The organism is Solibacillus sp. FSL W7-1436 (assembly GCF_038007305.1).
GTDB lineage: Bacteria > Bacillota > Bacilli > Bacillales_A > Planococcaceae > Solibacillus.
The window spans coordinates 902,982-926,047 of sequence record NZ_JBBOWV010000001.1 but is presented as its reverse complement, the minus strand read 5'-3'; the positions used below and the strand labels follow the sequence as shown (position 1 = coordinate 926,047).

Sequence of the window (23,066 nt, the reverse complement as noted above, 5' to 3'; positions counted from 1 at the left end):
TGTATTGGGGTTCTCTAATTTCTTATAGTTTAAATTTCGAAACAGACTCAGTTAATTTTTCAACTTGTTTATTTAAGTGAGTAGCATGCATCGTTACTTCAGAAGTAGCGGATGTCTGCTCTTCGATCGAACTCGCAATTTCCTGCGTCTCTGCTGTAACCTCTGTTGTCATTTCATTAACAACTGCTATTGAAGATACAACGACATTTTTTTGCTGCTGCATTGTTGATACATTTTCCATTGTGTTCGAAATCGACACTTTCATATTTTCCAATGTATCGGAAAGCTGTTTAATTGCATTATCTACAGTATTAACCGCCAACTTCTGATCTTCGCTAATCTCATTTGTGTGCTTCATCACTTGGACGAGTTGCTGAGTATCTTCTAAAATACTTAGAATAATCTGCTGAATATTAGTTGTTGCCGCTTTTGAACTTTCTGCCAAGCTCCTTACTTCATCTGCTACAACCGCAAACCCTTTCCCGTGTTCACCTGCTCGAGCAGCTTCAATGGAAGCATTAAGTGCAAGTAAATTTGTTTGTTCAGTAATTTGGGCAATTACATCTGTTACTTTCGAAATCGATTTCGTTTTCCCGTCCAGCTGTCCGGTTACGGCTGTAACTTCATTGAATGCCCGTTCTAAATTCGCATAGGATGTTTCCAATTGCTGAACTTTATCGATACTTGTGTGCACTTCTGCCAATGCTTCGTCAGCCTCATTTACCATTTGCTGAGTTTTCAGTTCGATAGATTCTATACCATCGGCCAATACATGAATAGCTGTAGAACCATCATGCATTTTTTCTGCCTGTGTGCTCGTATTCATAGCAATTTCTTCGATGCTGTTTGAGACATTGTTTAACGCTTGCTCGTTTTCCTTGGCGATAATAGATAAACTGTTGGAAGAATGCTTGATCTCCATTGAGTTTTCATTTACTTGGTTAATTAAATTGCGAACTTCATCGAGCATATAATTGTATTCATTTGCCAAGTCTGCAATTTCATCATTTGACTTTGTTTCGAAACGTGAAATAAAGTCACCGCTTGCTGTTTTTTCAAATACATCTTTAAAGCTATTTAAAATATCCACTAATTTTCGTGCCATGAAATAGGCGAATAAACAACCTATTATTAGGCCGATTGCTATTGAAATCCAGCCTGCAACCGTTAGTCTTTCTAACTGTTGAGCATAACTATCCTCATCTACCAAAGAAACAATTTGCCAGTTATTTTTCTCGATTACTTGAATTTCACCGGTGTAATTCACGTCATTCCATTCAAACTGTTTAATTTGGCTGTTGCTACCTTTAGCATCTGCCAGCCAGTTAAATTTTTTCTCTAATTCGGAAGTATCCAATAGATCGGTAACGCCAGCAATCTTGCCGGAATTATCGGCAATGATATTCTTTCCGTCTCCATCTCCGATAAATGAAGATACAATCAATCCATTAGGATCGACAATCATTAATTTTGAAGACGATTTTGCTTCGATACCTTCGCGAATCTCACCAATTGTAGAGAAATCAATATCATAGCCGACCGCACCGACAAGTTCGTCATCTTTAAATACCGGGGCAATAACAGAGGTCATCAGCTTGTTTATACCAGTATCCAAATAGACATCCATCCATTGTATGTTAGGGTTTGCATTCAATTTTGCAAATGTTTGAGAATCACGTACATCCCACTCATAATCGATTCCAGGCGTGGCATGGAGTTTGCCGGATTTAAAATCCATGAAGTAGACGGATAAGTAGTTTTCATTGTTGTCTTTTAAAGTGCTTGTAATTTCATCGATATGTAAATAATCCACTTGGTCTTTTTGTAAAATCGTTTCGATAACCTGACCGAATTGCAGAAGATTTGTTTCGTACGTTTCCAAACCTAAGGACACCTGATCAACAGCATTTTTGGCATTGTTGGAAGAAGTCTGTTCGTTTTCTTCTGTTAAAATATTTCGGACAGTCCACTGGCTAAATAATACCGTGATTACGACCGCTGCAATGACCGCGAGTGAAATTAACACCATCCACTTATTTTTTATCTTTAAATTTTTAAGTATCTTCATTTTCATCTACCTTTTACCTATGTATTGACTTTCATTCCCAAAACGAGGGTTTGATAGACGAATAATAGAATATATTATTGTAGGACTTTTGTCTATCTAAATTTTGGTAAATTACTATTTATAATAAGAAGTTATAATTTTTTGACTTATTTTATTATTTGATTTGTTTTTAAGGAAAGTTTTTATATGAAAATTGGTGGCTAAAGGATACTTCTGGATTTTTGGTTCAAAATATCCAAGATAGGGCATAAAGAATTATTGATGTTTTTTCTATATAGATACTGGGAATTTATGAAAACAGAAACAAATGAGTGGGTGATAAAAATGGATGTACTCGATTGCATTGTAATCGGCGGAGGCCCTGCTGGATTAAGTGCCAGTTTAGTTTTAGGGAGGGCTAGAAGAAAGATTGTATTAATCGATGATAAAACGAATCGAAATCGCGTGACGGAAGAGGCGCGCGGATTTATTACACGGGATCGGACCAACCCTCAGGAGTTCAGAGAAATAGGATTGAAAGAATTGGAGAACTATCCATCAGTATCCTATGCCAACGCAACAGTTACGGAGATAACCAAGGATAATGAAAAGTATATTGTCAAGGCTTCTAATGACAAGGAGTATATGACGGAAAAGATAATATTGGCTACAGGTATTCAGGAGGTTTTTTTCATACCGAGCATAAGAAACTATTACGGAAAAAGTTTATTCAGCTGTCCATACTGCGATGGTTGGGAGCAGCGGGATAAGCCCTTAGTGGTTATCGCGGAAAAAGAAGAGCATGTGTTGCATTTGACTAAATTAATATATAACTGGTCAGAGGATTTAGTTGTTCTGACAAATGGCCTTGAACTTTCGAAAGAGGCGTCGGCGCAGCTGGAAAAACGAAATATCGAAATAATTGAGGATCGGATAAAAACCTTAATAGGTAATGACGGGTTTTTAGAAAAAGTAGAATTTGAATCAGGAGAAACACTTCAACGATCTTTTGGTTTTGTAGCGCCAACATATTACCGTCCGAATAAGCTTGTGGAAATGTTAGGTTGTGAAGTACATGAAAATGGAAAAGTCATAACGGATGGTGTCGGCAGAACATCTGAAAAAAATGTCTATATAGCAGGAGAAACCGAAACAGCCCGACCTTCATCGTTAATGATATCGGCTGCCAGAGGGAATAAAGCGGCAGTTTCAGTAAATGTGGACCTTACCGAGGAACGTTTTTAAATAGGAAGAAAAAGATGTAGATCGATAAATATAAAAAACGAATTTTTGAAAAAGAATTCGTTTTTTTCTATTGAACATATCTAAACAGGTTATGCCAAACTAACTCTTACATATAAATATAGTAGTAGTTCAATTAAAATATAAGTAAGTTTCTATTACAGGAAAATATAAGTACGCAGAAATGGCTGCGTTAATTGGAAGGTGTATTCGATGAGAAAGATTATTTTATCAACTGACAGTGGGGCTGATTTACCGAAAGAACTGGTTGAGAAATATCAAATTCAAGTAGCTCCAATGCATATCATTATGGGTGGGAAAGATTATTTGGACGGGGAACTCTCTGTAGAAGAAGTTTTTGATTATTACAGTCGGACTAAGAAAATCCCATCTACTGCAGCTACTAATGTACAGGAGTATCATAATTTATTTTCTAAAATCAGAACTGATTTTCCGGATAGTATTATTATTCACATTGGTTGTACATCAAAAGCATCCGTTACTTTTCAAAGCGCGGTCATTGCAGCAAAAGAATTTGATGATCTTTATCTGATAGATTCTTTAAATATAACGGGGGGATTAGCTGCAATCGTCATGTATGCAGCCGTACTGCTTGAAAATGAACCTTCCATCGACCATATCCGTTTAATAAAGGAAATAGAATCCTTTGTTCCGAAAACAAGGCTTGCAATTCTTCCCGGCAGTCTCGATTTTTTGAAAGCTGGAGGAAGAGTAAGCAACCTTGTGTATATTGGCGGAGCATTGTTGAAAATAAAACCTTGCATTGAATTAAAAGAAGGAAAACTTGTTTCAACAAGAAACTATCGCGGGAAAATGAGTATTGTAGCAGAAAAGTTTATGCGTGATTATTTAAATGAATTTAATATTGATAGAAAACTGCTATTTTTAATTTATTCGATCGGACTTGATGAAAGTATTAAAACACGGATGGTTGAAATTGCCAGGGGAAAAGGATTCGAAAATGTGAAATGGATGCAGGCGGGAGCTGGAATATCGACGCATGCTGGTCCGGGAGGCGTTGGTATTGCCGGACTGGAATGTTAGCTGTTTATCGGGTGTAACGTTTCGTTAACTGAGGGGTAGGTACAGTATGGATAAAATTGTATGGATATCGGCACTGACTTATGTTGTATTAATTGCATTATTAATTGTCATCTTTTATGTTAGTAAAGGACTATCCAGAATGATCATGAGCCTCATCGGTATTACAGCGCTCGCTTTATTGACATGGGTATTGATCGATAATAAAATAATGGATTATCAGGACGCGAATATCGGATTAGGATTAGTATTCTATTTAGTGTGGATTATTAGTATTTTCCTATTTTTATTTGCGCTTATTCAATCGTTTCGTTTGAAAAGAAAGCGTTAGCCTGGAAATAATGAAAAAGAACGAATCTCATAGTGGATTCGTTCTTTTGTTTAACAGAAATATAAACTCATAGCAATGATTTATGCTGGAAAGGGCATTTTCCTTGAATCGGGACAATATCGTCGCCGATAAAAGATTGTTTCCATTCGTTATGTGTCGGGTCTCCAAAGTGACCGATATCAGGATGCTTCGGAAGCTGATCCCAAACCTCTACACGTTTGCGCACTTTTTCTCTGGACATAATACCGCCTTTTTCGGTACCCTCTAAACCTTGGAATATTTTACGCGGCTGAAAACCGAGCACCATCGCATTTCCTAAATGGCGGGTTTTGCGCCTCTTATAGGCAGGAGCATTTCCGAATACAAAGATTGGTTCTCCAGCAAAATGAAAATCCCACAAATAATGATCCGGATCACGAGGGCTGTTTTCCGGCCATTCTACTTTATCGGCTGTATGTAGATACTGGAGGATATCCCAAAATTGCTGACGGTAGTCATCAAGCGCACCCTCTTGTTCAAAAGGTTCAACAAATACAAATAGACCGTGCCTTTTATAATTGGGCTGGTTAAATAAATCTAAAAAACCTTCAACAGCATGGGGTAAATTACTCCAGTCGTCCTGTGTAATATATGCATAGCGAAGTTCGCCTTTTAGTTCGCCGCTCATCCCAAAAAAGCAAGGGAATGTTTTATCTGTTACAGTGTTATGAAAAGTTTCGTATTCTTTATAGAGCCAATTCGGCAAGTCTGTTCGATTGCGGAAATCTTCTTTAGTTAATAGTGCCTGCCCTTTCGTAATCATAAAATCTCCTCCGTTACTGTTCTTCTTCATAGTCTTATTGCAGTTCCATACCCTTTTGAAAATTTCTTAAAACAACCGTATTCATCCCTCTTAATAATCACAAATGGTTTATGAAATCGGAAAAATAGGGAAAGGTATAAAGGTGAATCAAGAACCTGGAGGATGACTTATGGTAAAAATATTTTCAAAACAATCCCAAATAGTATGTAAAAGTGAATATGGAACTTTAAAAAAGGTTGTTTTATGTGAACCTGAATATATGGAAATTAAAGAAGTGATTAATGATGTTCAAAAAAAATATAAGCATGATAATATCGATCAGGATCTTGCGTTAGCCCAGCATCAAAACTTTGAACAAACGCTAATTAATGCTGGTGTGGAAGTAATTAAGCTACCACCAAGTAAAGACCATCCGGAACAAGTATTTACAAGAGATATTGGTTTTACGATCGGAAATCAGTTATTTGTTTCAGAGATGGCCAATCCTATCCGACAAGGTGAAGAGAAAATACTGGCACAATGGTTGAATGACAATGAAATTTCCTACAATAATCTTTCTGTACACTCTATTGAAGGGGGCGATGTGATTATTGACGGCAATCGGGTCTTTGTCGGAATCAGTGATCGCACATGCAAAAAGGCCATTCAAAATTTACAAAAAGAACTGCCTGATTATGAAATTTTCCCAATACGGTTTAACCCGAAATATTTACATTTAGACTGTGTATTCAATATTCTATCATCCAAAGATGGACTTATTTTTCCGGAAGCCTTCGAACCGGAAACAGTCAAACTTTTATCGAGTATGTATCACTTAATCGAAGTAGGTGAAAGAGAGCAATTTTCAATGGGGACAAATGTACTTTCCATTGGACAAAATCGCGTGCTGAGCTTGCCGGTTAACCGGGATGTGAATTATCAAATGAGACAGCACGGCTATGAAGTGCTGGAAGTCGACTTTTCAGAAATCATTAAATCGGGCGGCTCGTTCAGATGCTGTTCAATGCCAATTGTACGGCAGTAAAATTTAATGTCGTTATTAACGGTGTGACTTTTTAATTAGCATTCGATTTTACTATATGTATTTTATACAACGCTCATTCTAAAAGATGTGCTTCCCGCCTTTCCTTTTTAGTGTATATTTAAGGTGAATACGCAAAAATAGATTGCAGCAGTGACTGCATTTTTGAAAGGAAGGTACAATGAAAAGAATTATTTTATCGACTGAGAGTGGTGCGGATTTACCGATTGACCTGGTTGAAAAACATCAAATTCAAGTAGTACCGATGCACGTTATTATGGATGGAAAAGATTATTTGGATGGTGAGTTGTCTGTAGAAGAAGTTTTTGATTTTTATGATCGAATGAAAACAATACCGTCTACAGCTGCGACGAATGTCCATGAATATGAAGAGTTGTTCACAAATATTCGATTGAAGTTTCCTGAGAGCATCATTATTCACATTGGCTATACATCTAAAGCATCTGCTTCCTTTCAAAGTGCGGTAATTGCAGCAGAAGGTTTTGACGATCTTTTTCTTATTGATGCATTAAATGTAACGGGTGGATTAGGTGCAGTGGTGATGTATGCAGCTCAATTACTTGAAGAAGAGCCTGAGATTAGCCACGAGCACTTAATTGAAAAAATAGAATCGATCGTACCTAAAACAAGACTGGCTTTCCTGCCCGGAAGTTTAGACTTTTTAAAGGCAGGGGGACGGGTGAGTAATATTGCATATATCGGTGGTGCATTGCTTAAAATAAAGCCCTGCATTGAGTTAAAAGAAGGAAAGCTTGTTTCAACTAGAAAATACCGTGGCAAGATGGAAGTTGTTGCAGAGAAGCTTATGAAGGATTATTTAAATGAATACAATATTGATCGAAAACAATTGTATTTAATCTACTCGATCGGACTGGATGAAAAAATTAAAAAACGTCTGGAAGAAATCGCGAACGAAACCGGCTTCAAAAATGTAAGATGGATGCAGGCAGGCGCGATGATTTCAACTCATGCAGGTCCTGGTGGATTTGGGATTGCCGGGATAGAAGCATATAAAATCCAATAAAAAAGAGAAAGAACCTGGAGTTTTAATTCCAGGTTCTTATTTGATTATCACTTTTGCTCCTCCATGACACACTGCCTCGCTTTCAGATTAAATTTTAGATTACTCCAAAAATATTCTGTTTAAGCTCATTCAGTTTTTGTTGGTCCTTTTGAGATTGATCTTTCGCACTCATCGGGTTAACCCTCCAGTCACTTTGATTTGAAGTGAAATCTTTAATAGTATAGGCTGTATTTAATTTTTTAAACATTAATTAAAAAATTTTTTTAAAAATATTTTAAATTGTACCAGTTAATAATTCCAACATTAAAAAGAACCTGGATTTTTTAATTCCAGGTTCTTTTTTTGATTATCACTTATGATCCTCCATGACACACTGCCTCGCTTTCAGATTAATTTTAGATTGCTCCAAAAATACTCTGTGTAAGCTTATTCAGTTTTTGGTGGTCCTTTTGAGATTGATCATTCGCACTCATCGGGTTAACCCTCCAGTCAATTAGATTTGAAGTGAAATCTTTAATAGTATAGGTCGTAAATTATTTTTTATACAAAAAGTTTAAAAATTTCTACGGAAAATTAAAACGTTAAAAAATGTCTTCAGATAAATAAATTGGTGACCAGTTGATGACAGCATACAATCTTCATTTTTACGCAAAATAAATATGAATCGAATTCAGTTTCGGAGGTGAAATAAGTTGGCGAAAAAAAGTAAAACAAGCTTTACTAAGAACAAAAAGGAAAAAAAGGATACGAATCGCCGTGAAGAGTATTCAAAAGAGTTTAATCAGGTAATTCATAATAACCCGCCGCAAGAAGTTACAAAGCATAGAGGAACATAAGGATGCCATGCACCGGGATGTCTTTTGATACCCGGTGCATGTGATTTTGCGCAACTTATTGTTATAATATGTGTAAGAAATATGAATACATAAAGGAAGATGAATATGACATTTGAAGAAATTTTGCCTCGTTTAAAAAAGGGAGAAAAAATAATCCGTAAAGGCTGGGGCGGTGCTGAACTATATGTAAAATATGTGCCGGCGACTACATTGGATGGATTGGACATGAACCCGTACTTTGTTATCAATGTAACAGGTGAAGGGTATACGATGTTTACACCGACAGTTTGTGATATTTTAGCGGATGACTGGGAAATCGTACTATAAGTAATTTAGGCTGGCTTGTTTTTATGCAAGTCAGTTATTTTTTTTGGAGGGAATACAATGGGAAAACAATTTGAAAATAAAGTCGTTGTCATAACGGGTGCCGCATCCGGAATCGGACGAGCGCAGGCTGTTGCCTTTTTGAATGAAGGGGCCACTGTTATTGGAATCGATGTTCAAAAAACAGGTATATCAGACGACAAGTATCATCACTATGCAGGAAGTGTAACAGACCAGCAGTTTATTGAAGAAACGATTGGACAATTAGAATCAATCGATATTTTATGCAATACTGCCGGTATTCTTGATGGATATGTCCCATCACTTGAAACAGAAGAAGCGCTATGGGATAAAATTTTTAATGTGAATGTAAAAGGGATGTTCTTAGTAACGAATGCAGTATTAAAGAAAATGCTGAACGAAAAGCGCGGTGTTATCGTGAACATGGCATCGATTGCCGGAATGATTGCAGGTGGCGGGGGTGCGGCATATACTGCTTCCAAACATGCTGTAATCGGTTATACAAAGCAGCTTTCCTATGATTATTGTAAGAAAGGTATACGTGTTAATGGAATTGCACCGGGTGCGATTGAAACACCGATGAACGCGGCCGATTTTGAAGGGGCAGGCGAAATGGCGAAGTTAGTGGCTGAGCAGACACCTGCTGGCAGATGGGCGAAGCCGGAAGAGGTTGCAAATGTGACGCTATTTTTAGCGAGTGAAGCGAGCGATTATATGCATGCGACAATTTTACCGGTCGATGGTGGATGGATGAATAAATAAAGTATTGCCATTATTTAATATTTACTCCATAATGAATTGGTGCAAAATCACACTATGGCACTTTGGCAGGGTACTAGCACCCATGCTCCTTTGGTCATAGTTATCAGTAAAATAGCAACTACAAGCTATTTTATAAAGGAGGAAATTAAATAATGGAAAATTCTGTTTCATCATCACGTGTCAACGTGCATGAAACAGCTAAAGTTGCGATCGTTGCTTCTCTTTATGTAGCAGTGACGCTTGTTTTGGCTGTCATTAGTTTCGGAGCCGTACAATTAAGGCTGTCGGAAATGTTTAACTATTTAGTGCTGTTCCATAAACGTTACATAGTAGGAGTAACATTAGGTGTAGTCATTGCAAACCTCTTTTCACCGATGTGGTGGATTGATGTACCAGTAGGCGGGATCGCTACACTGATTGTATTGGTTATTTGCCGAATCGTTACAAAAAAAATGAAAAACTTATTGTTAAAAATTGTTGTAACCGGTATTATTTTTACGGCATCCATGTTTACAGTTGCAGCCCAGCTGATGATCGTTTTTGATCTGCCATTTTGGCCAACGTACGGAATGGTAGCAGTGGGAGAAGCCTTTTCAATGCTAGTAGGCGGCGTCACTATTTATCTATTGCAAAAGAAAATTGATTTTACAAAATAAAAATTAATTCATTAAATATAAAAAGCAGACAGTTCAAAGTTGAACGTGTCTGCTTTTGCTTTTCTTCGTATTATTTACGTGAAATACTCAACTTTCGCATTTGGAAAGAACTTTTCCATATAGCTGTAGAGCTTTTCTTTCATTTCATCCTCTTCGTTCTTTTGATAAATATATTTACTAATCCCGTATTTTCCCCACTTCACGCGTCTTACAGATTCGTCCAATTTCAGCTTCGTCTTCGGATAGTTTTTATTAATCACATTTTTAGCAGCCTTTGTAAAACGGTGCTGAATAAATTCGAATGTAATATCTTCCCTAACGTCTTGCGGGAGTTCGGCGTCAAGTCGTTCAAACATATGGTAGTAGCCATCCTGCCATCCATCATGAAGGTAAATCGGTGCTACGATAAACCCAAGAGGATAACCCGCTCTTGCTACTTTGCCGGCTGCTTCGATACGCTGGGCGAGCGAAGAAGTTCCGGGTTCGAAGTTTTTTATGACATAATCCGCATTTATACTAAAACGGAATCTTGTATGACCATTATGTTTTGCATCGAGTAAATGATCAACATGATGAAATTTTGTAACAAACCTTAACCTGCCCAATTTGGTTTGACCGAAATGTTCTATCGCTTTCTTTAATGAATGCGTTAAATGGTCCAATCCTACAATATCCGAAGTACATGCCGCTTCAAACCGTGTAATTTCAGGGGCGCGTTCTTCGATGTATTGATCCGCAGCTTCAAATATTTCCTCGACATTCACATATGTGCGAATGTACGGTTTGCTTCCCATTGTTGTTTGTAAATAGCAATAATGACAGTGACCCATACATCCTGTAGCAAGCGGGATAGCATATTCAGCAGATGGCTTGGAAGTGTCGAATTTCAATGTTTTGCGAATACCCACAACAAGGGTAGATTTTGCAATTCGATACTTTTGCAGATCAGTGTCTCCGGGGAGATTTCTTATTTGGTTATGTGAGGTTGTATATCGTATCTCGATGTCTAACGCTTCAAATTTTTGTTTTAGCTCTTTGCCGAGCGGATAGTCCAATGCTTTCGGTTCAAAATAAACAAGCTGAGGCATGAAAGGTTTATTCATAAAATTTTCACAACACCTTCTTTTGTATTTGACATTAGTTTGCCTATATACAGAGGCATTTATGAAGTGGTAATTATTGTACAGGCCATATTGAGGTCGTTTTTTTAGGGACCGAAAATTAAAAACACCGCTTATTTCGTTGGAAATAAAACAGTGATTTTATCTTATTTTATATTTGAATTTCTAATTACGAATTAGAATCACATGATGAATCAAGGGGTCTGCCACCCTCGTTTTCCCAACGGATCAAATCGCCGCTTTCTTCATCAAACGGATGGGGATTTGTACATGTCACAATTGAACCCACTATTTTCAGCGATACCATTTCAATATCATCCTTTTTGATTATTGTTCTATTCTAGTATATGCGTGAGTGAGAGATTTAGTTCGATTCCCGGCAAGGGGAAAGACGTCAAGGGACTTACTTTTTCCGGTTGATGAAATTATGGACTTTCTCTACATATTCTTTTTTAGGATAAGTAAAATATAATTCGCTTGCTAACCGAACTGTATCACCGAAGAAGAAACGCTCATATTGTGTTTGCCTAGTTCCGAATGAACTCATCGTTAAATCCCAGGCTAACCGGAATATTTCAACTCTTTCTTCAGCAGGTTTAGTTGCCGCTTGAAGATATTGATCCAAATCGCTTCTTATTGGGGAGTGAAATGCTTGTTCTGTTGGTAATGTAATCATTCCGCTTGCACCGATAAGCTGAATAATTTCAGTGAGTCGTGGATAAATCTTCGAAAACGTATAACCGGCAACTTTCAATGGGAAAATTGCAGGTCGTAAATAGCCAAATTCATCAAGTGCTGCATCATTCTCCGATTTTTCCAACAGTGCTTTCATCGTTTCCAGTCCCACAATAATTTCCGACATCTTTTCGTGGATGTGCTGATATTCATAAACTTTGATCGTTTGGATAAGGAGTTCGGCAATACCTAAAATAAATTCTGTTTTTACAATTTGTCTAATTAACACTTGCGACTTGGCAAAATTATGGAAAGCACTTTGGATAAGAAATTTTTCAGCAACCTCAACATTGTTGTAAAAAAAGACACGTTCCCAAGGTACTAATACATTGTCAAATACGACGATGGAATCCATTTCTTCATACTTTGAACTTAAAGGATGATCAAATGCAGATTCTCCGCCTATAAAGGAATCTCTGCAAATAAATTTTAATCCCTTCGTATTTGATGGGACGGCAAAAGAAAAAGTTTCATCCTCTCCGAATACAAGTTTACCTACATTAAACACAAACACTTCATCGGTTAAACCGCCTTGAGTCGCTAATAGACGTGCGCCTTTTATAATGAGACCATCCTCAGTCTCCGCGATTACCTTTGCAGAAATGGGTTCATTCGCATTTTCAATATAACTTTGAGAACGGTTAACTTGTGGAGTAATAAATGTATGTGTAAGAGATAAATCATTTTCTCTCACCAATTCAAAAAATGCCCGGAGATTCTCCGGATAACAGTTTTCCTGGCCTTCAAGCAGTGCTGCAGATGAGGTGAAGCCCATTAAAACAGAATTCAGATAGTCGGGACTTCTTCCTAAAATCCCATGCGTATGTTTGGCCCAATGTTCCATCATTTTTCGCCTTTTTATTAAATCCTCTTTCGTTTTGGGCATCAAATAAGAAAGACCGACACGTTTTCCTGAAAGGGGGGATGTGAAAGTCATTTCATCTATTATTTTAGGGTCATGCTGTAAATCATAGAGGGAAGCTTTCGTCTGAATAAGCCCTTTGAAAACGGGGTGTTCAGATAAAGGGCCTTCCACTTTTTCCCCGTCCAGCCAAATTTCATTATTTAACGCATTCAACCGGTTAATATAACTTTCCCCAGTAATTGCTGCCATTCATCCACTCCTTAAATTTCATATTCATCGTCCAGCCATTTACTTACTTATATGCAAATATAGGCTTGAACTAAAACAAGGCATGTTTATATACGCAACATATGTAAATACCGCCAGTAAAGTGATTCGTTTTTATGAAGAAACATAAAAACATCCAGATCGAACGTGTATTTACACATTCAAAATGGATGTCTACTATAATTTTAAAGGATAAATGTTTTAGTTGACTTAGAGCAAAATTTCATTTTAACCTAACGTAAAATAAAATGTCAATAAAATTTTTGTATTTTTTTATAAAAAATGTTATAATAGTCTTACAAGCATTTTCGGTGCGTATTATGTATTCTTTGTACTTTTTTTATTCACTAAAAAGGATACGTTTATATGTACTTTTTTTATTCACGAAAGCAAAAATATTAACAGTTGTCTAAGCTCTAAACGGTGTTAATTTTGACCGGCGATCGAACGTAACTGTGTTTTTATTTTACAAGGAGGATTTAAATTATGAATCTAATCAATAAAAAAGTTACACATAAGCATTTTGGAACGGGTAGTATCGTTAAACAGAATGAATCAAGTATTGAAATACATTTCGCATCAGAAAGTAAAAAATTCGTTTTCCCGGATGTTTTTGGAAAGCACTTAGTACTTCACGACAAAGATGATGTGCAGACATTGGAAAAAATCATTCAGAAAAAAGAACTTGAGCGAAGAGAAGAAGAATGGCAAAAAGAAGAGAATTTAAAACTCCAGCGTAAAAATCAGGAAACTCGTTTAATTCATGAAAAACATATGAAAAACTTCAAACTTCATCCTGAATCACAATTAGTTTTTTGGTGTGATACTGAAGAACAGAAAACGGCTTTTTCAGATTGGAAAGTTTTCTCGGGATTAACGAAAAGCGGTGCCAATAAAGGGAAACCTGTAAAACCGATTCGTCTGCACCTTAACAGTGCTGTTTTGTTAACAGCAGTAGATGAAAACTCGTCCGAAAAAGACCGTCGAATTCTAGGTGTGTATATGGTGGAGGAGAATTTCATCGGGAAACTGAGTGAAGATGGATATATTCCGGCGCATTCAAAATACCGAATTGAACTGACAGAAGAGGAAGCAGAGCAGATGCTGTTCTGGAACTATTATGTAAACGAGAAGTTCACTCACAAAATGACATGGAATACTGGGAAACATCGTTATTTCAACAATTTATGGATGGCTCAAATTTTACGTGATATCGTTTCCTTGAAAACAGATCCTCAGGAAAAAGAGCTTGCTCAGCAATTCTTTACACATTTCTGTAAAATGAATGAAATAACAGCGCAGGAATTGCCACAGCCTAATGGTGCTTTGAAGCGTATTTAATTAAATAGTTTAAAAAAAAGAACGAATTCCAAGGAGTTCGTTCTTTTTGCCGTATTTCAACTGCTGTACTAAGTATTTTAATCAAATATATAACGGATTACTTCAACTGCCTGATCTACAGTTTCCACTGTTACATTTGCTTTATTTGAAAGCTCTTTTAAAGGGTGAATTAATGATTCTGGACGGATGATGATTGTCGGTTTATTCATTGCAATCGCTGTACTTACATCCATTGCGGTATTCCATTGTTTATACTTTTCACCGAATAGGGCAATGACAATATCCGCTTTCTGCATTAATACCTGTGTACGGAAGTTGTTAATATCAGAAGCCGCATTGTCCTTGTAATATGGTGATGGCTGAATGCCTAAAATTTCTTCGCCGATATTATCCGACCGGTCATGGTCTGTCTGTGGTGCCACAAAGTGAAGCGGAAGATTTTTTTCCTTCGCCTTTTCTGCAACTTCTTCCCGCCAATTATCATGAATCTGTCCTGCCAAATAAACTGTCAGTTCCATATGAATGCCTCCTTTTAATTCTAGCTCCATATTCATACTAACGAATTTATTTGTATATTTGAAGTAAACCCTCCGTTAAAGGATAGAAGTAGGCATTGCTGAAATTATGATATGGTTGTAGAAGGGTAAGGATACAAATGAAAATAAAGAACGGTTTAAAGGAGGTACACAATGAAAATCGGTTTAATTGGTGCGGGTGCAATTGCTCATTTTCTGCTGGAAGAAATTAATGGGAAGCAGCAAGAAAACTTGCGTATTACAAGTGTGTTTGTGAGGGATAGGGAAAAATATCAATTGCTCGAATCCACTTATGGTGTAAAGCTATACACGGAAATAGATGCATTTTTAGATTCAGAAATTGATATCGTTGTGGAGGCCGCAAATATTGAAGCGGTTCATACATTGCTTCCGGCAGCAATCAGGAAGAAAGATGTTGTCGTGATTAGTATTGGAGCACTAGTGAATGAGGAGTTGCTGACAGAGCTGAACAACTTGGCGGATGAATACAACCGGAGACTTTACTTGCCATCAGGTGCAGTCGGCGGATTGGATTTACTGCAAAATGCACATGCGCTTGGTACAGTTAAAACTGTTGAGCTCACAACACGCAAGCCGGCAAGCTCGTTAGTTGAGGAAACGCTCGATGAAGCGAAAGTAATATTTGAAGGGAATGCGACAGAAGCGATTAGACGTTACCCGAAAAATATGAATGTCTCGGTTGTATTGGCGTTGGCAAGTATCGGGTTTTCCAAAACGAAAGTAACATTAGTAGCAGACCCGAATATCGATAAAAATATTCATCAGGTCGAAGTAACCGGGGACTTTGGAGAAGCAACATTTACTATTATGAATAATCCGCTTCCCGCAAATCCGAAAACAAGTTATTTAGCAGCGATGAGTATTTTAGGGACACTGAAAAGGATTAACCGAAAGCTGCTTATTGGTTAATGACAAAAAATTGTTCTTTTATTAAAAGACTGCTTTTTAAATCATCTGCTTTTACTTTTCTGCACTATTTACGCTAATATTGTTAGAGGAAATTTAAAAGTAATAGATGATTGTTTGTAATGAGAGGAATTGAACTTAACATATGAAAGAGAATTTTTGGCAGGAGCTACCAAAACCATTTTTTGTACTTGCGCCGATGGAAGATGTAACGGATTTAGTATTTCGGCATGTAGTGGCTGAAGCAGGAAGACCGGATGTATTTTTTACGGAATTTACTAACTCGGAAAGTTACTGTCATCCTGATGGGATCAAAAGTGTCCGAGGTCGCTTAACATTTACAGAAGATGAACAGCCGATTGTTGCACATATTTGGGGAGACAACCCCGAGAATTTCCGCAAGATGAGTATTGGCATGGCGGAATTGGGCTTTAAGGGAATAGATATTAATATGGGTTGCCCGGTACCGAATGTTGCAGGCAGAGGGAAAGGCAGTGGTCTGATTTTACGTCCGGATGTAGCAGCAGAGTTAATCGAAGCTGCTAAAGCAGGAGGTTTGCCAGTCAGCGTGAAAACACGACTTGGTTATAAAGAAATTGATGAGTGGGAAGAGTGGCTTACACATATTTTAAAACAGGATATTGCTAACCTGTCCATTCATTTACGTACAAGAAAAGAAATGAGCGCTGTTGATGCACATTGGGAGCTTATCCCGGAAATTAAAGCGTTGCGTGATGAGATCGCCCCAAATACAATGTTAACAATTAATGGTGATATTCCGGACCGTCAAGTAGGTTTAGAGCTCGCAGAAAAGTATGGAATTGACGGAGTAATGATTGGGCGCGGTATTTTCAAAAATCCGTTCGCTTTTGAAAAGGAACCACGGGAGCATAGTCCTGAGGAGTATCTTGACCTTCTGAAACTACAGCTTGATCTGCAGGACAAGTATGCCGAAGAACTTCCCCGTTCTATGTCAGGGCTTCACCGCTTTTTCAAAATTTATGTAAAAGGGTTCCGAGGTGCCGGCGAACTGAGAAACCAGCTGATGAATACAAAATCTACCGACGAAGTCCGTGCATTGTTGAATGGCTTCGGATTAAATAAAGAAGAATAAAAAAAGGCATGATTCCGATAAATGGAATCATGCCTTTTTAAGTGCAGGTTTTCTAATTTTGACAAAAATAAATATTTTTTAAATAAAATTATTTATCTGATTTACTGACGTATTTTATTTTTTTAGAATAATAATAAAGTGTTATATAACAACCTTTCTTATAAAAAAATACTATTTATATGCAAAAATTATGGGATTTATTGTATGTTTTTCTTGCTATCTTTTCTTCTGTATTAGAATCGGAATATTTTAAATACTATTGCATTTTTTCTTAACCTAAGTAAAAATGTAAAAGGAATAGCAATTTAGCTTCATAAAAAGTTAGCTTAAACCTATTTAAAATCGAAGTTTAAGGGGGTAAAGTATTGATTTCAGCAACATGGAATCGGTTATGGGAAATGCATGATCAAGTAAAGGACATGTTTACTTTTTTCATAAAACCAAATTCTTCAAAAGTCGTATCAAAAGGAGTTACCGGTGATCACGGAAAAAGTGAAAAATCGGGTAATGGTGGTGGGTATACACCACGCAGTTATACAACAGCTCAGGTGATTGGCCTGTTTTTAGGTCCGCTACTCTTTATTTTAACTTTAATATTCTTTCAGCCAGAAGGTCTCTCGACAGAGGCAAGGGGAGTATTGGCGAGTACAATTTGGATTGCAACATGGTGGATTACCGAAGCGATACCGATTCCGGCAACCTCGTTATTGCCGCTCGTCTTGTTCCCGTTAACAAATGGCCTGGACATGAAAGCAACAGCATCTTCATACGGGGATGAAACGATTTTCCTGTTCATGGGTGGATTTATCATTGCTCTTGCAATGGAAAAATGGAACTTACATAGACGTATTGCTATTTCGATTATTTCAATGGTCGGTACAAATATGGACCGAATTGTTCTCGGTTTTATGATTGCAACAGGATTTTTATCGATGTGGATTTCCAATACAGCAACTGCGATGATGATGATCCCTATTGGACTAGCCATCATCAATCAGGTGGCGGATGGATTAAAAAATGACCCGTCGATCGATACATCTCCGCAGCGTTTTGCGTTTGGTAAAGCGTTGATGCTCGGGATTGCATATTCTGCCTCACTTGGAGGAATCGCTACATTAATCGGTACACCACCTAATACACTGCTTGCTGGTGCGATTAATAAAATGTACGGCATTGAACTGTCATTTGCAGGATGGATGCTGTTTGGAGTTCCATTTGCATGGATTTTTATTTTTGTAACATGGATTTACCTTGTAAAAATTGCGTTCCCGTCGAAATTAAAAACAATGCCTGGTGGACGTGCTGTAATTGATAAACAGAAAAAGGATCTAGGTGCAGCCTCAATTGAAGAGAAACTTGTATTCGTTGTCTTTGCATTAGCAGCATTTTCTTGGATTACCCGCACATTTTTACTTAGTAAATTTGTCGATGGATTAACAGATGGCATGATTGCCGTTATTTTTGCGATTGTGCTATTTGCGATTCCTTCTGTAAACCGTAAAGGCGATCGATTGATGGACTGGCAAACAGCGGTGAAATTACCATGGGGCATTCTGCTTCTGTTCGGTGGAGGTCTTGCCATTGCTTCCGGTTTCGTAAACACAGGCTTGTCCGAGTGGATTGGTACGCAACTTATGGGGCTTGAAGGAGTAAGTGTAATCGTATTAATCTTCCTGGTAGCAGCTCTTGTTCTTGCTTTAACGGAGATTACTTCGAATACTGCAACAGCTTCTATGATGTATCCGATTATGGCATCTCTTGCTGTAGCGTTAGGGGTACATCCATATGCATTGATGATTGCTGCCGGAGTAGCTGCATCTTGTGCGTTCATGCTTCCGGTAGCCACACCGCCAAACGCGGCAGTTTTCGGATCCGGTTATATTAGAATTACGGATATGATGAGAGCTGGATTTGCGCTGAATGTTTTCGGTGTTATTTTCATAACGCTGTCTATTTATTTCCTGCTTCCAATTATGTGGGATATCGATTTAAACTCAGTACCGGAAATGTTTAAAGTAATGAATAAGTAGGATGAAAAGGGTGGAATCGTAATATACGATTTCATCTTTTTTTAGTGCAAGAATGATCTACATATATTATTCCAATTCAAACCATACTGATGTTAAATAATTTGGTTGCAGGTGACACGATGAAAAGAAAAGTAGTAGTAGCAGCGATTTTAATTGTTGTTATCTGTGCAAGTTTTTTATTAGCACTTTCAATTTCCCCATTAAAAAAACTGGAAGGTCGAATAATGAATAACATGAAGAAGCCTGTAGTACTCATTGTCGTAGATTCGTTAATGAATGAACCAATGCAGAAAGTGATAAAAGAAGGTAATGCCCCAGCTTTAGCATATTTAATGAAAAACGGACAGCTTCATCAGGAAATGATTAGCTCTTATCCGACGATGTCTGTCACAATTGATAGTACATTACTAACCGGTACATATCCAGATCAGCATAAAGTACCGGGATTGATTTGGTTTAAAGAAGAGGAGAATCGCATAATTAGTTATGGAAGCGGAATCAGCGAAATATGGAATAACGGAATTAAAAATGTTGCTCTTGATAGTATTGTCCATCTAAATGACAGCCATTTAAGTAAAGATGTGCAAACACTGCACGAAGAACTCGCGAATCGGAATCTTTCTTCAGCTTCGATAAATGGTCTGCTATATCGTGGAAGTTTTCAGCATCGTCTTAATGTCCCGCGACTAATTACTATGGCTGATCTTTTACCGAAAGATATTCCGATTAATGGACCTGCATACTTTTCTCTTGGCACATTAGCACAATATAGTAAAGAAAATAATCACCATAATTTTGTATGGCAACGTTTAGGAGTCAATAATCAGTTTACTGCAAATGAGTTGAAATATTTAATAAAACAAAAGCAGCTGCCTTCTTTTACGCTTGCTTATTTACCGGATGCGGATGCTTCCATACACAAATACGGGCCCGAACATATAAAGGGCATAAAAAAAGTGGATCAGGCTGTTCGGAGCATTTTAGATGGCTTTCCATCATGGGAAGAAGCGATTGAGGAAGTCACATGGATCATATTGGGCGATAGTGGCCAATCATACGTACTTGATGATAAAAAGACGTCGCTAATTGATTTGAATCAAGTACTGAAAAATTATACTTTTTGGGAGAGGAAAAATCCGATTGCCCAACTCGCAGTTGCTGTTAATGAGCGAATGGCCTACATTTATGTAATTGATCAGCAAATTGAGCTATCCGAAATCGTAAATGTTTTAAAAGAGGATGAGCGAATTGGCTTTATCGCATGGAAGAGTGGACAAACAAACTATGTTGTTAGCCCACAAAGTGAAGGGAGTTTAGAATTTTCACCAAAAGGTAATTATGTCGATGACTATAATCAGTCATGGCGAGTTGCAGGAGATGCTTCAATTCTGGATTTAAATATATCCAAAGAACAGCATATTGATTATCAGGATTATCCGGATGCACTTGCAAGGCTGCACGGAGCGCTTCATTCACAGGAAGGGCGTGTTATTATCGTGGATGCTAAACCATCCTATGAGTTTATTGAAAAGCACAGCCATGACCATGCGGGTGGTGGAGCACATGGCTCTCTTCATAAAGTAGATTCGGTTGTTCCGATTATCGTGACAGGAACAAGTGAATTACCTGAATCTAATCGTCTAGTTGATTTGAAAAAATGGATACTTCAATTACTGGGTGGTTCGTAACAGAAAGCACCCAGTTTTTTTATTGCAGATTTTCACCAAACTGGAGACCACGTTTTTAAAAATTGAGCTGTTCGTTCTTTTCCGATGCCCATCAACTTATTTTTAGTCGCCTCATCTAAATCGAATTGAGTTGCACTATATTCTTCAACCGGTATAAAGATAATATCTTTCTCATGTCTACGGGAAATATAACGATTATCATGTGCATTTTGCATTGTAGAGAATAATGCCTCAAAAAGTTGAATCCCATTATTAATATCATGGGGTTTCATATCTTCGCTGGAACTGCTAAGTTTCATGCCGAGAACTGGCCGCTCTTTATTTCCGTTATCGTAAATCCACATTGGAAAGTTACTCAAAACACCGCCATCCACAATAACAGACTCGCTTTTCCCGTTTTTTAAATATACTGGTTCAAAGAAGAAAGGAAGACCACAGCTCATCCGTAATGCGCGTGACACCGGGAAATTATTCGGATCGATATTATATTGGTGCAAATCATCGGGGAGTACTAAAATCTTGCCGTTCGTTAAATCGGAAGCAACCAGTTTTAAAATCCCTTTTGGTAAATCCCCGAATGTGCAGATCCCTTTTGAAGCCAGCTTTTCGAGAAACCAGTTTTCCAAGGATTTACCGCGATACAATCCCAACCTTTTATATAAATTAAGCCATTTTAAAAATGGAAGCTCGATTATGAATTTCGGAGGATCGAGTAAAACCTTTAAATTCAGTTCATCAAAAATCTCCTCAAGTTCTTTCGTGTTAAATCCTGCAGCGATAAAAGTGGCTAATATGGCACCGGCACTTGTACCGGCTACACGTTCGAATTTGACGCCTTTTTCTTCAAGCGCCTGAATGGCACCGACATATGCAAAACCTTTAATACCGCCGCCTGAAAAAACCCCGTCTACAATCATTCGTTCTCTCCTTTCTTATTTTATAAGTCCATTAAATGGAACAGACAGGTAGGATTTGGAATTTCATCATACTGAAACGATATTTAAATTTGTCGTCAAAACAGTATATGTTGGTAAAAGTAAAATGGGTTTATTAATGATGAATAAAGTAAGGATATTTTAAGTTGCTATCTACATAATTCTTTTTTTGAAAAAGAAAATTACACTCTGAAAAAGCGTATTAATACCTTATATGACAGCATTTAGTACTGACGAAAAACATTTTACTTTTAAAATATTCTAAAATTTACTATTGAATTGAAAGCACTTTCAATGTAAAATTTGAATAATTCAATTTACTAAACCGGTTTAGTAAAAAATAATAGAAATATTTAGCTTAAGTTTTCTCAAGGAGGAATAATTTTGACTACAAATCCAACTGTTTTTACATTAGGAGATGCATTAGTTACGTTTAACCCAACCGAAACGGGACCGCTTCGTTATGTGCAAGGCTTTGCTAAGAAAGCGGGAGGGGCAGAGTTAAACTTTGCTATTGGTTGTGCCCGACTTGGATTGCAGTCGAAATGGATGAGTCGCCTAGGTAATGATGAATTCGGTAAGGGGATATACAAATTTGCTCGCGGAGAAGGCATTGACGTATCGGAAGTTCAGTTTGTAGATGGATATCCGACCTCACTGAATTTTAAAGAAATACGTGAAGACGGATCGGGAAAAACCTTTTACTACCGTCACCAGTCTCCTGTATTAACAATCGAACCGGAACATATTACGGACGAATTATTGGATGGTGTGGCGATCGTCCATTTAACAGGTGTATTTTTGGCAATCGCTCCAAAAAATCTCCAAATTGTACTAGCTGTATTGGAAAAAGCGAAAGAAAAAAATATAAAGGTTTCATTCGATCCGAATATTCGACTAAAACTATGGACGATTGAAGAAGCTCGTAAGGCGTATGAGCAAATTTTCCCTTATGTAGATATTTTACTGGCGGGGATGGAGGAGATGGAGCTTATTCAACATGATGTAAGCAAACCTGCACTCGAAGCTTTCGCCAAGCAATATGGGATCAAACAGCTTGTTATTAAAGACGGTGCAAACGGTGCAAAGCTTTATGCAGAAAATGTCTGGCATGAAAAGGAAGCTTTCAAGATTACACCGGTTGATACGGTAGGTGCCGGAGATGGGTTTGATGCAGGATATATATATGCGACACTTCATAACTATTCACCGGTAGAGAGTCTTACTTTTTCGAATGCGGTAGGCGCGCTGGTAACGACTGTAAAAGGTGATAATGAGGGGTTGCCGGAACTACACGAAGTACTCGACTTTATGAACAATGTAAAAACAATTGAACGCTAGTCAAATTAAAGGGAGAT

Annotated in this window: 21 protein-coding genes; 15 read left to right on the top strand and 6 right to left on the bottom strand. The window is 37.6% G+C overall.

The window, feature by feature from the left end; genetic code table 11:
- Positions 1-22: 22 nt before the first annotated feature.
- Positions 23-2,068, bottom strand: coding sequence for a methyl-accepting chemotaxis protein (locus tag MKX73_RS04695; protein ID WP_340716504.1), 2,046 nt, complete (start codon positions 2,066-2,068; stop codon positions 23-25).
- A gap of 324 nt (positions 2,069-2,392) precedes the next feature.
- Between MKX73_RS04695 and MKX73_RS04690 the strand changes: the two genes are divergently transcribed.
- The 3 genes from MKX73_RS04690 to MKX73_RS04680 all read left to right on the top strand — a co-directional run bounded on the left by MKX73_RS04690 (position 2,393) and on the right by MKX73_RS04680 (position 4,682).
- Entirely contained in the window at positions 2,393-3,292 is a 900-nt protein-coding gene (locus tag MKX73_RS04690; RefSeq protein ID WP_340716503.1) for an NAD(P)/FAD-dependent oxidoreductase, read from the top strand.
- Positions 3,293-3,502: 210 nt separating this feature from the next.
- Complete coding sequence (locus tag MKX73_RS04685; protein ID WP_340716502.1) at positions 3,503-4,354, top strand: DegV family protein; 852 nt, start codon at positions 3,503-3,505, stop codon at positions 4,352-4,354.
- 46 nt (positions 4,355-4,400) lie between these two features.
- Positions 4,401-4,682, top strand: a complete 282-nt coding sequence (locus MKX73_RS04680) for a potassium transporter Kef (protein ID WP_340716501.1) — start codon at positions 4,401-4,403, stop codon at positions 4,680-4,682.
- 67 nt (positions 4,683-4,749) lie between these two features.
- On the opposite strand, the gene MKX73_RS04675 is transcribed toward MKX73_RS04680, so the two are convergent.
- The gene (locus tag MKX73_RS04675) at positions 4,750-5,484 is read right to left on the bottom strand and encodes a YqcI/YcgG family protein (protein WP_340716500.1); all 735 of its coding nucleotides are present in this window, start codon (positions 5,482-5,484) and stop codon (positions 4,750-4,752) included.
- 169 nt (positions 5,485-5,653) lie between these two features.
- On the opposite strand from MKX73_RS04675, the gene MKX73_RS04670 reads away from it, so the two are divergent.
- From MKX73_RS04670 to MKX73_RS04645, 6 genes are all read left to right on the top strand, one after another.
- Positions 5,654-6,508 (top strand): dimethylarginine dimethylaminohydrolase family protein, encoded by an 855-nt coding sequence (locus MKX73_RS04670; RefSeq protein ID WP_340716499.1) that lies wholly within the window; start codon positions 5,654-5,656, stop codon positions 6,506-6,508.
- 178 nt (positions 6,509-6,686) lie between these two features.
- Positions 6,687-7,550 carry a DegV family protein gene (locus MKX73_RS04665; protein ID WP_340716498.1) on the top strand — a complete coding sequence of 288 codons (864 nt, stop codon included), beginning with the start codon at positions 6,687-6,689 and terminating at the stop codon, positions 7,548-7,550.
- A 692-nt stretch (positions 7,551-8,242) separates the two neighbouring features.
- Positions 8,243-8,386, top strand: coding sequence for a hypothetical protein (locus tag MKX73_RS04660; RefSeq protein ID WP_014822645.1), 144 nt, complete (start codon positions 8,243-8,245; stop codon positions 8,384-8,386).
- 105 nt (positions 8,387-8,491) lie between these two features.
- Positions 8,492-8,713: a DUF2829 domain-containing protein gene (locus MKX73_RS04655; protein ID WP_340716497.1), complete on the top strand. Its 222-nt coding sequence runs from the start codon at positions 8,492-8,494 to the stop codon at positions 8,711-8,713.
- A gap of 57 nt (positions 8,714-8,770) precedes the next feature.
- Positions 8,771-9,493, top strand: coding sequence for a 3-oxoacyl-ACP reductase (locus MKX73_RS04650; protein ID WP_340716496.1), 723 nt, complete (start codon positions 8,771-8,773; stop codon positions 9,491-9,493).
- Between the two features lie 152 nt (positions 9,494-9,645).
- Positions 9,646-10,149 carry a QueT transporter family protein gene (locus MKX73_RS04645; RefSeq protein ID WP_340716495.1) on the top strand — a complete coding sequence of 168 codons (504 nt, stop codon included), beginning with the start codon at positions 9,646-9,648 and terminating at the stop codon, positions 10,147-10,149.
- 74 nt (positions 10,150-10,223) lie between these two features.
- Here MKX73_RS04645 and splB read toward each other — a convergent pair whose 3' ends face one another.
- A complete protein-coding gene (gene splB / locus MKX73_RS04640; RefSeq protein WP_340716494.1) occupies positions 10,224-11,252 on the bottom strand; it encodes a spore photoproduct lyase in 1,029 nt (342 codons plus the stop codon).
- 421 nt (positions 11,253-11,673) lie between these two features.
- Positions 11,674-13,119: a 4-hydroxyphenylacetate 3-monooxygenase, oxygenase component gene (gene hpaB, locus MKX73_RS04635; RefSeq protein WP_340716493.1), complete on the bottom strand. Its 1,446-nt coding sequence runs from the start codon at positions 13,117-13,119 to the stop codon at positions 11,674-11,676.
- Between the two features lie 504 nt (positions 13,120-13,623).
- On the opposite strand from hpaB, the gene MKX73_RS04630 reads away from it, so the two are divergent.
- Positions 13,624-14,478: a malate synthase gene (locus MKX73_RS04630; RefSeq protein ID WP_340716492.1), complete on the top strand. Its 855-nt coding sequence runs from the start codon at positions 13,624-13,626 to the stop codon at positions 14,476-14,478.
- Between the two features lie 77 nt (positions 14,479-14,555).
- On the opposite strand, the gene MKX73_RS04625 is transcribed toward MKX73_RS04630, so the two are convergent.
- Positions 14,556-14,996 carry a YtoQ family protein gene (locus tag MKX73_RS04625; RefSeq protein ID WP_340716491.1) on the bottom strand — a complete coding sequence of 147 codons (441 nt, stop codon included), beginning with the start codon at positions 14,994-14,996 and terminating at the stop codon, positions 14,556-14,558.
- A gap of 171 nt (positions 14,997-15,167) precedes the next feature.
- Between MKX73_RS04625 and nadX the strand changes: the two genes are divergently transcribed.
- The 4 genes from nadX to MKX73_RS04605 all read left to right on the top strand — a co-directional run bounded on the left by nadX (position 15,168) and on the right by MKX73_RS04605 (position 20,773).
- The gene (gene nadX, locus MKX73_RS04620) at positions 15,168-15,944 is read left to right on the top strand and encodes an aspartate dehydrogenase (RefSeq protein WP_340716490.1); all 777 of its coding nucleotides are present in this window, start codon (positions 15,168-15,170) and stop codon (positions 15,942-15,944) included.
- Positions 15,945-16,086: 142 nt separating this feature from the next.
- Entirely contained in the window at positions 16,087-17,055 is a 969-nt protein-coding gene (locus tag MKX73_RS04615; RefSeq protein WP_340716489.1) for a tRNA dihydrouridine synthase, read from the top strand.
- A gap of 365 nt (positions 17,056-17,420) precedes the next feature.
- The gene (locus MKX73_RS04610) at positions 17,421-19,085 is read left to right on the top strand and encodes a DASS family sodium-coupled anion symporter (protein ID WP_340716488.1); all 1,665 of its coding nucleotides are present in this window, start codon (positions 17,421-17,423) and stop codon (positions 19,083-19,085) included.
- Between the two features lie 119 nt (positions 19,086-19,204).
- A complete protein-coding gene (locus MKX73_RS04605; protein ID WP_340716487.1) occupies positions 19,205-20,773 on the top strand; it encodes an alkaline phosphatase family protein in 1,569 nt (522 codons plus the stop codon).
- Between the two features lie 32 nt (positions 20,774-20,805).
- On the opposite strand, the gene MKX73_RS04600 is transcribed toward MKX73_RS04605, so the two are convergent.
- Positions 20,806-21,690: a patatin-like phospholipase family protein gene (locus MKX73_RS04600; RefSeq protein ID WP_340716486.1), complete on the bottom strand. Its 885-nt coding sequence runs from the start codon at positions 21,688-21,690 to the stop codon at positions 20,806-20,808.
- Between the two features lie 402 nt (positions 21,691-22,092).
- On the opposite strand from MKX73_RS04600, the gene MKX73_RS04595 reads away from it, so the two are divergent.
- Complete coding sequence (locus tag MKX73_RS04595) at positions 22,093-23,049, top strand: sugar kinase (RefSeq protein ID WP_340716485.1); 957 nt, start codon at positions 22,093-22,095, stop codon at positions 23,047-23,049.
- Positions 23,050-23,066 lie beyond the last annotated feature (17 nt).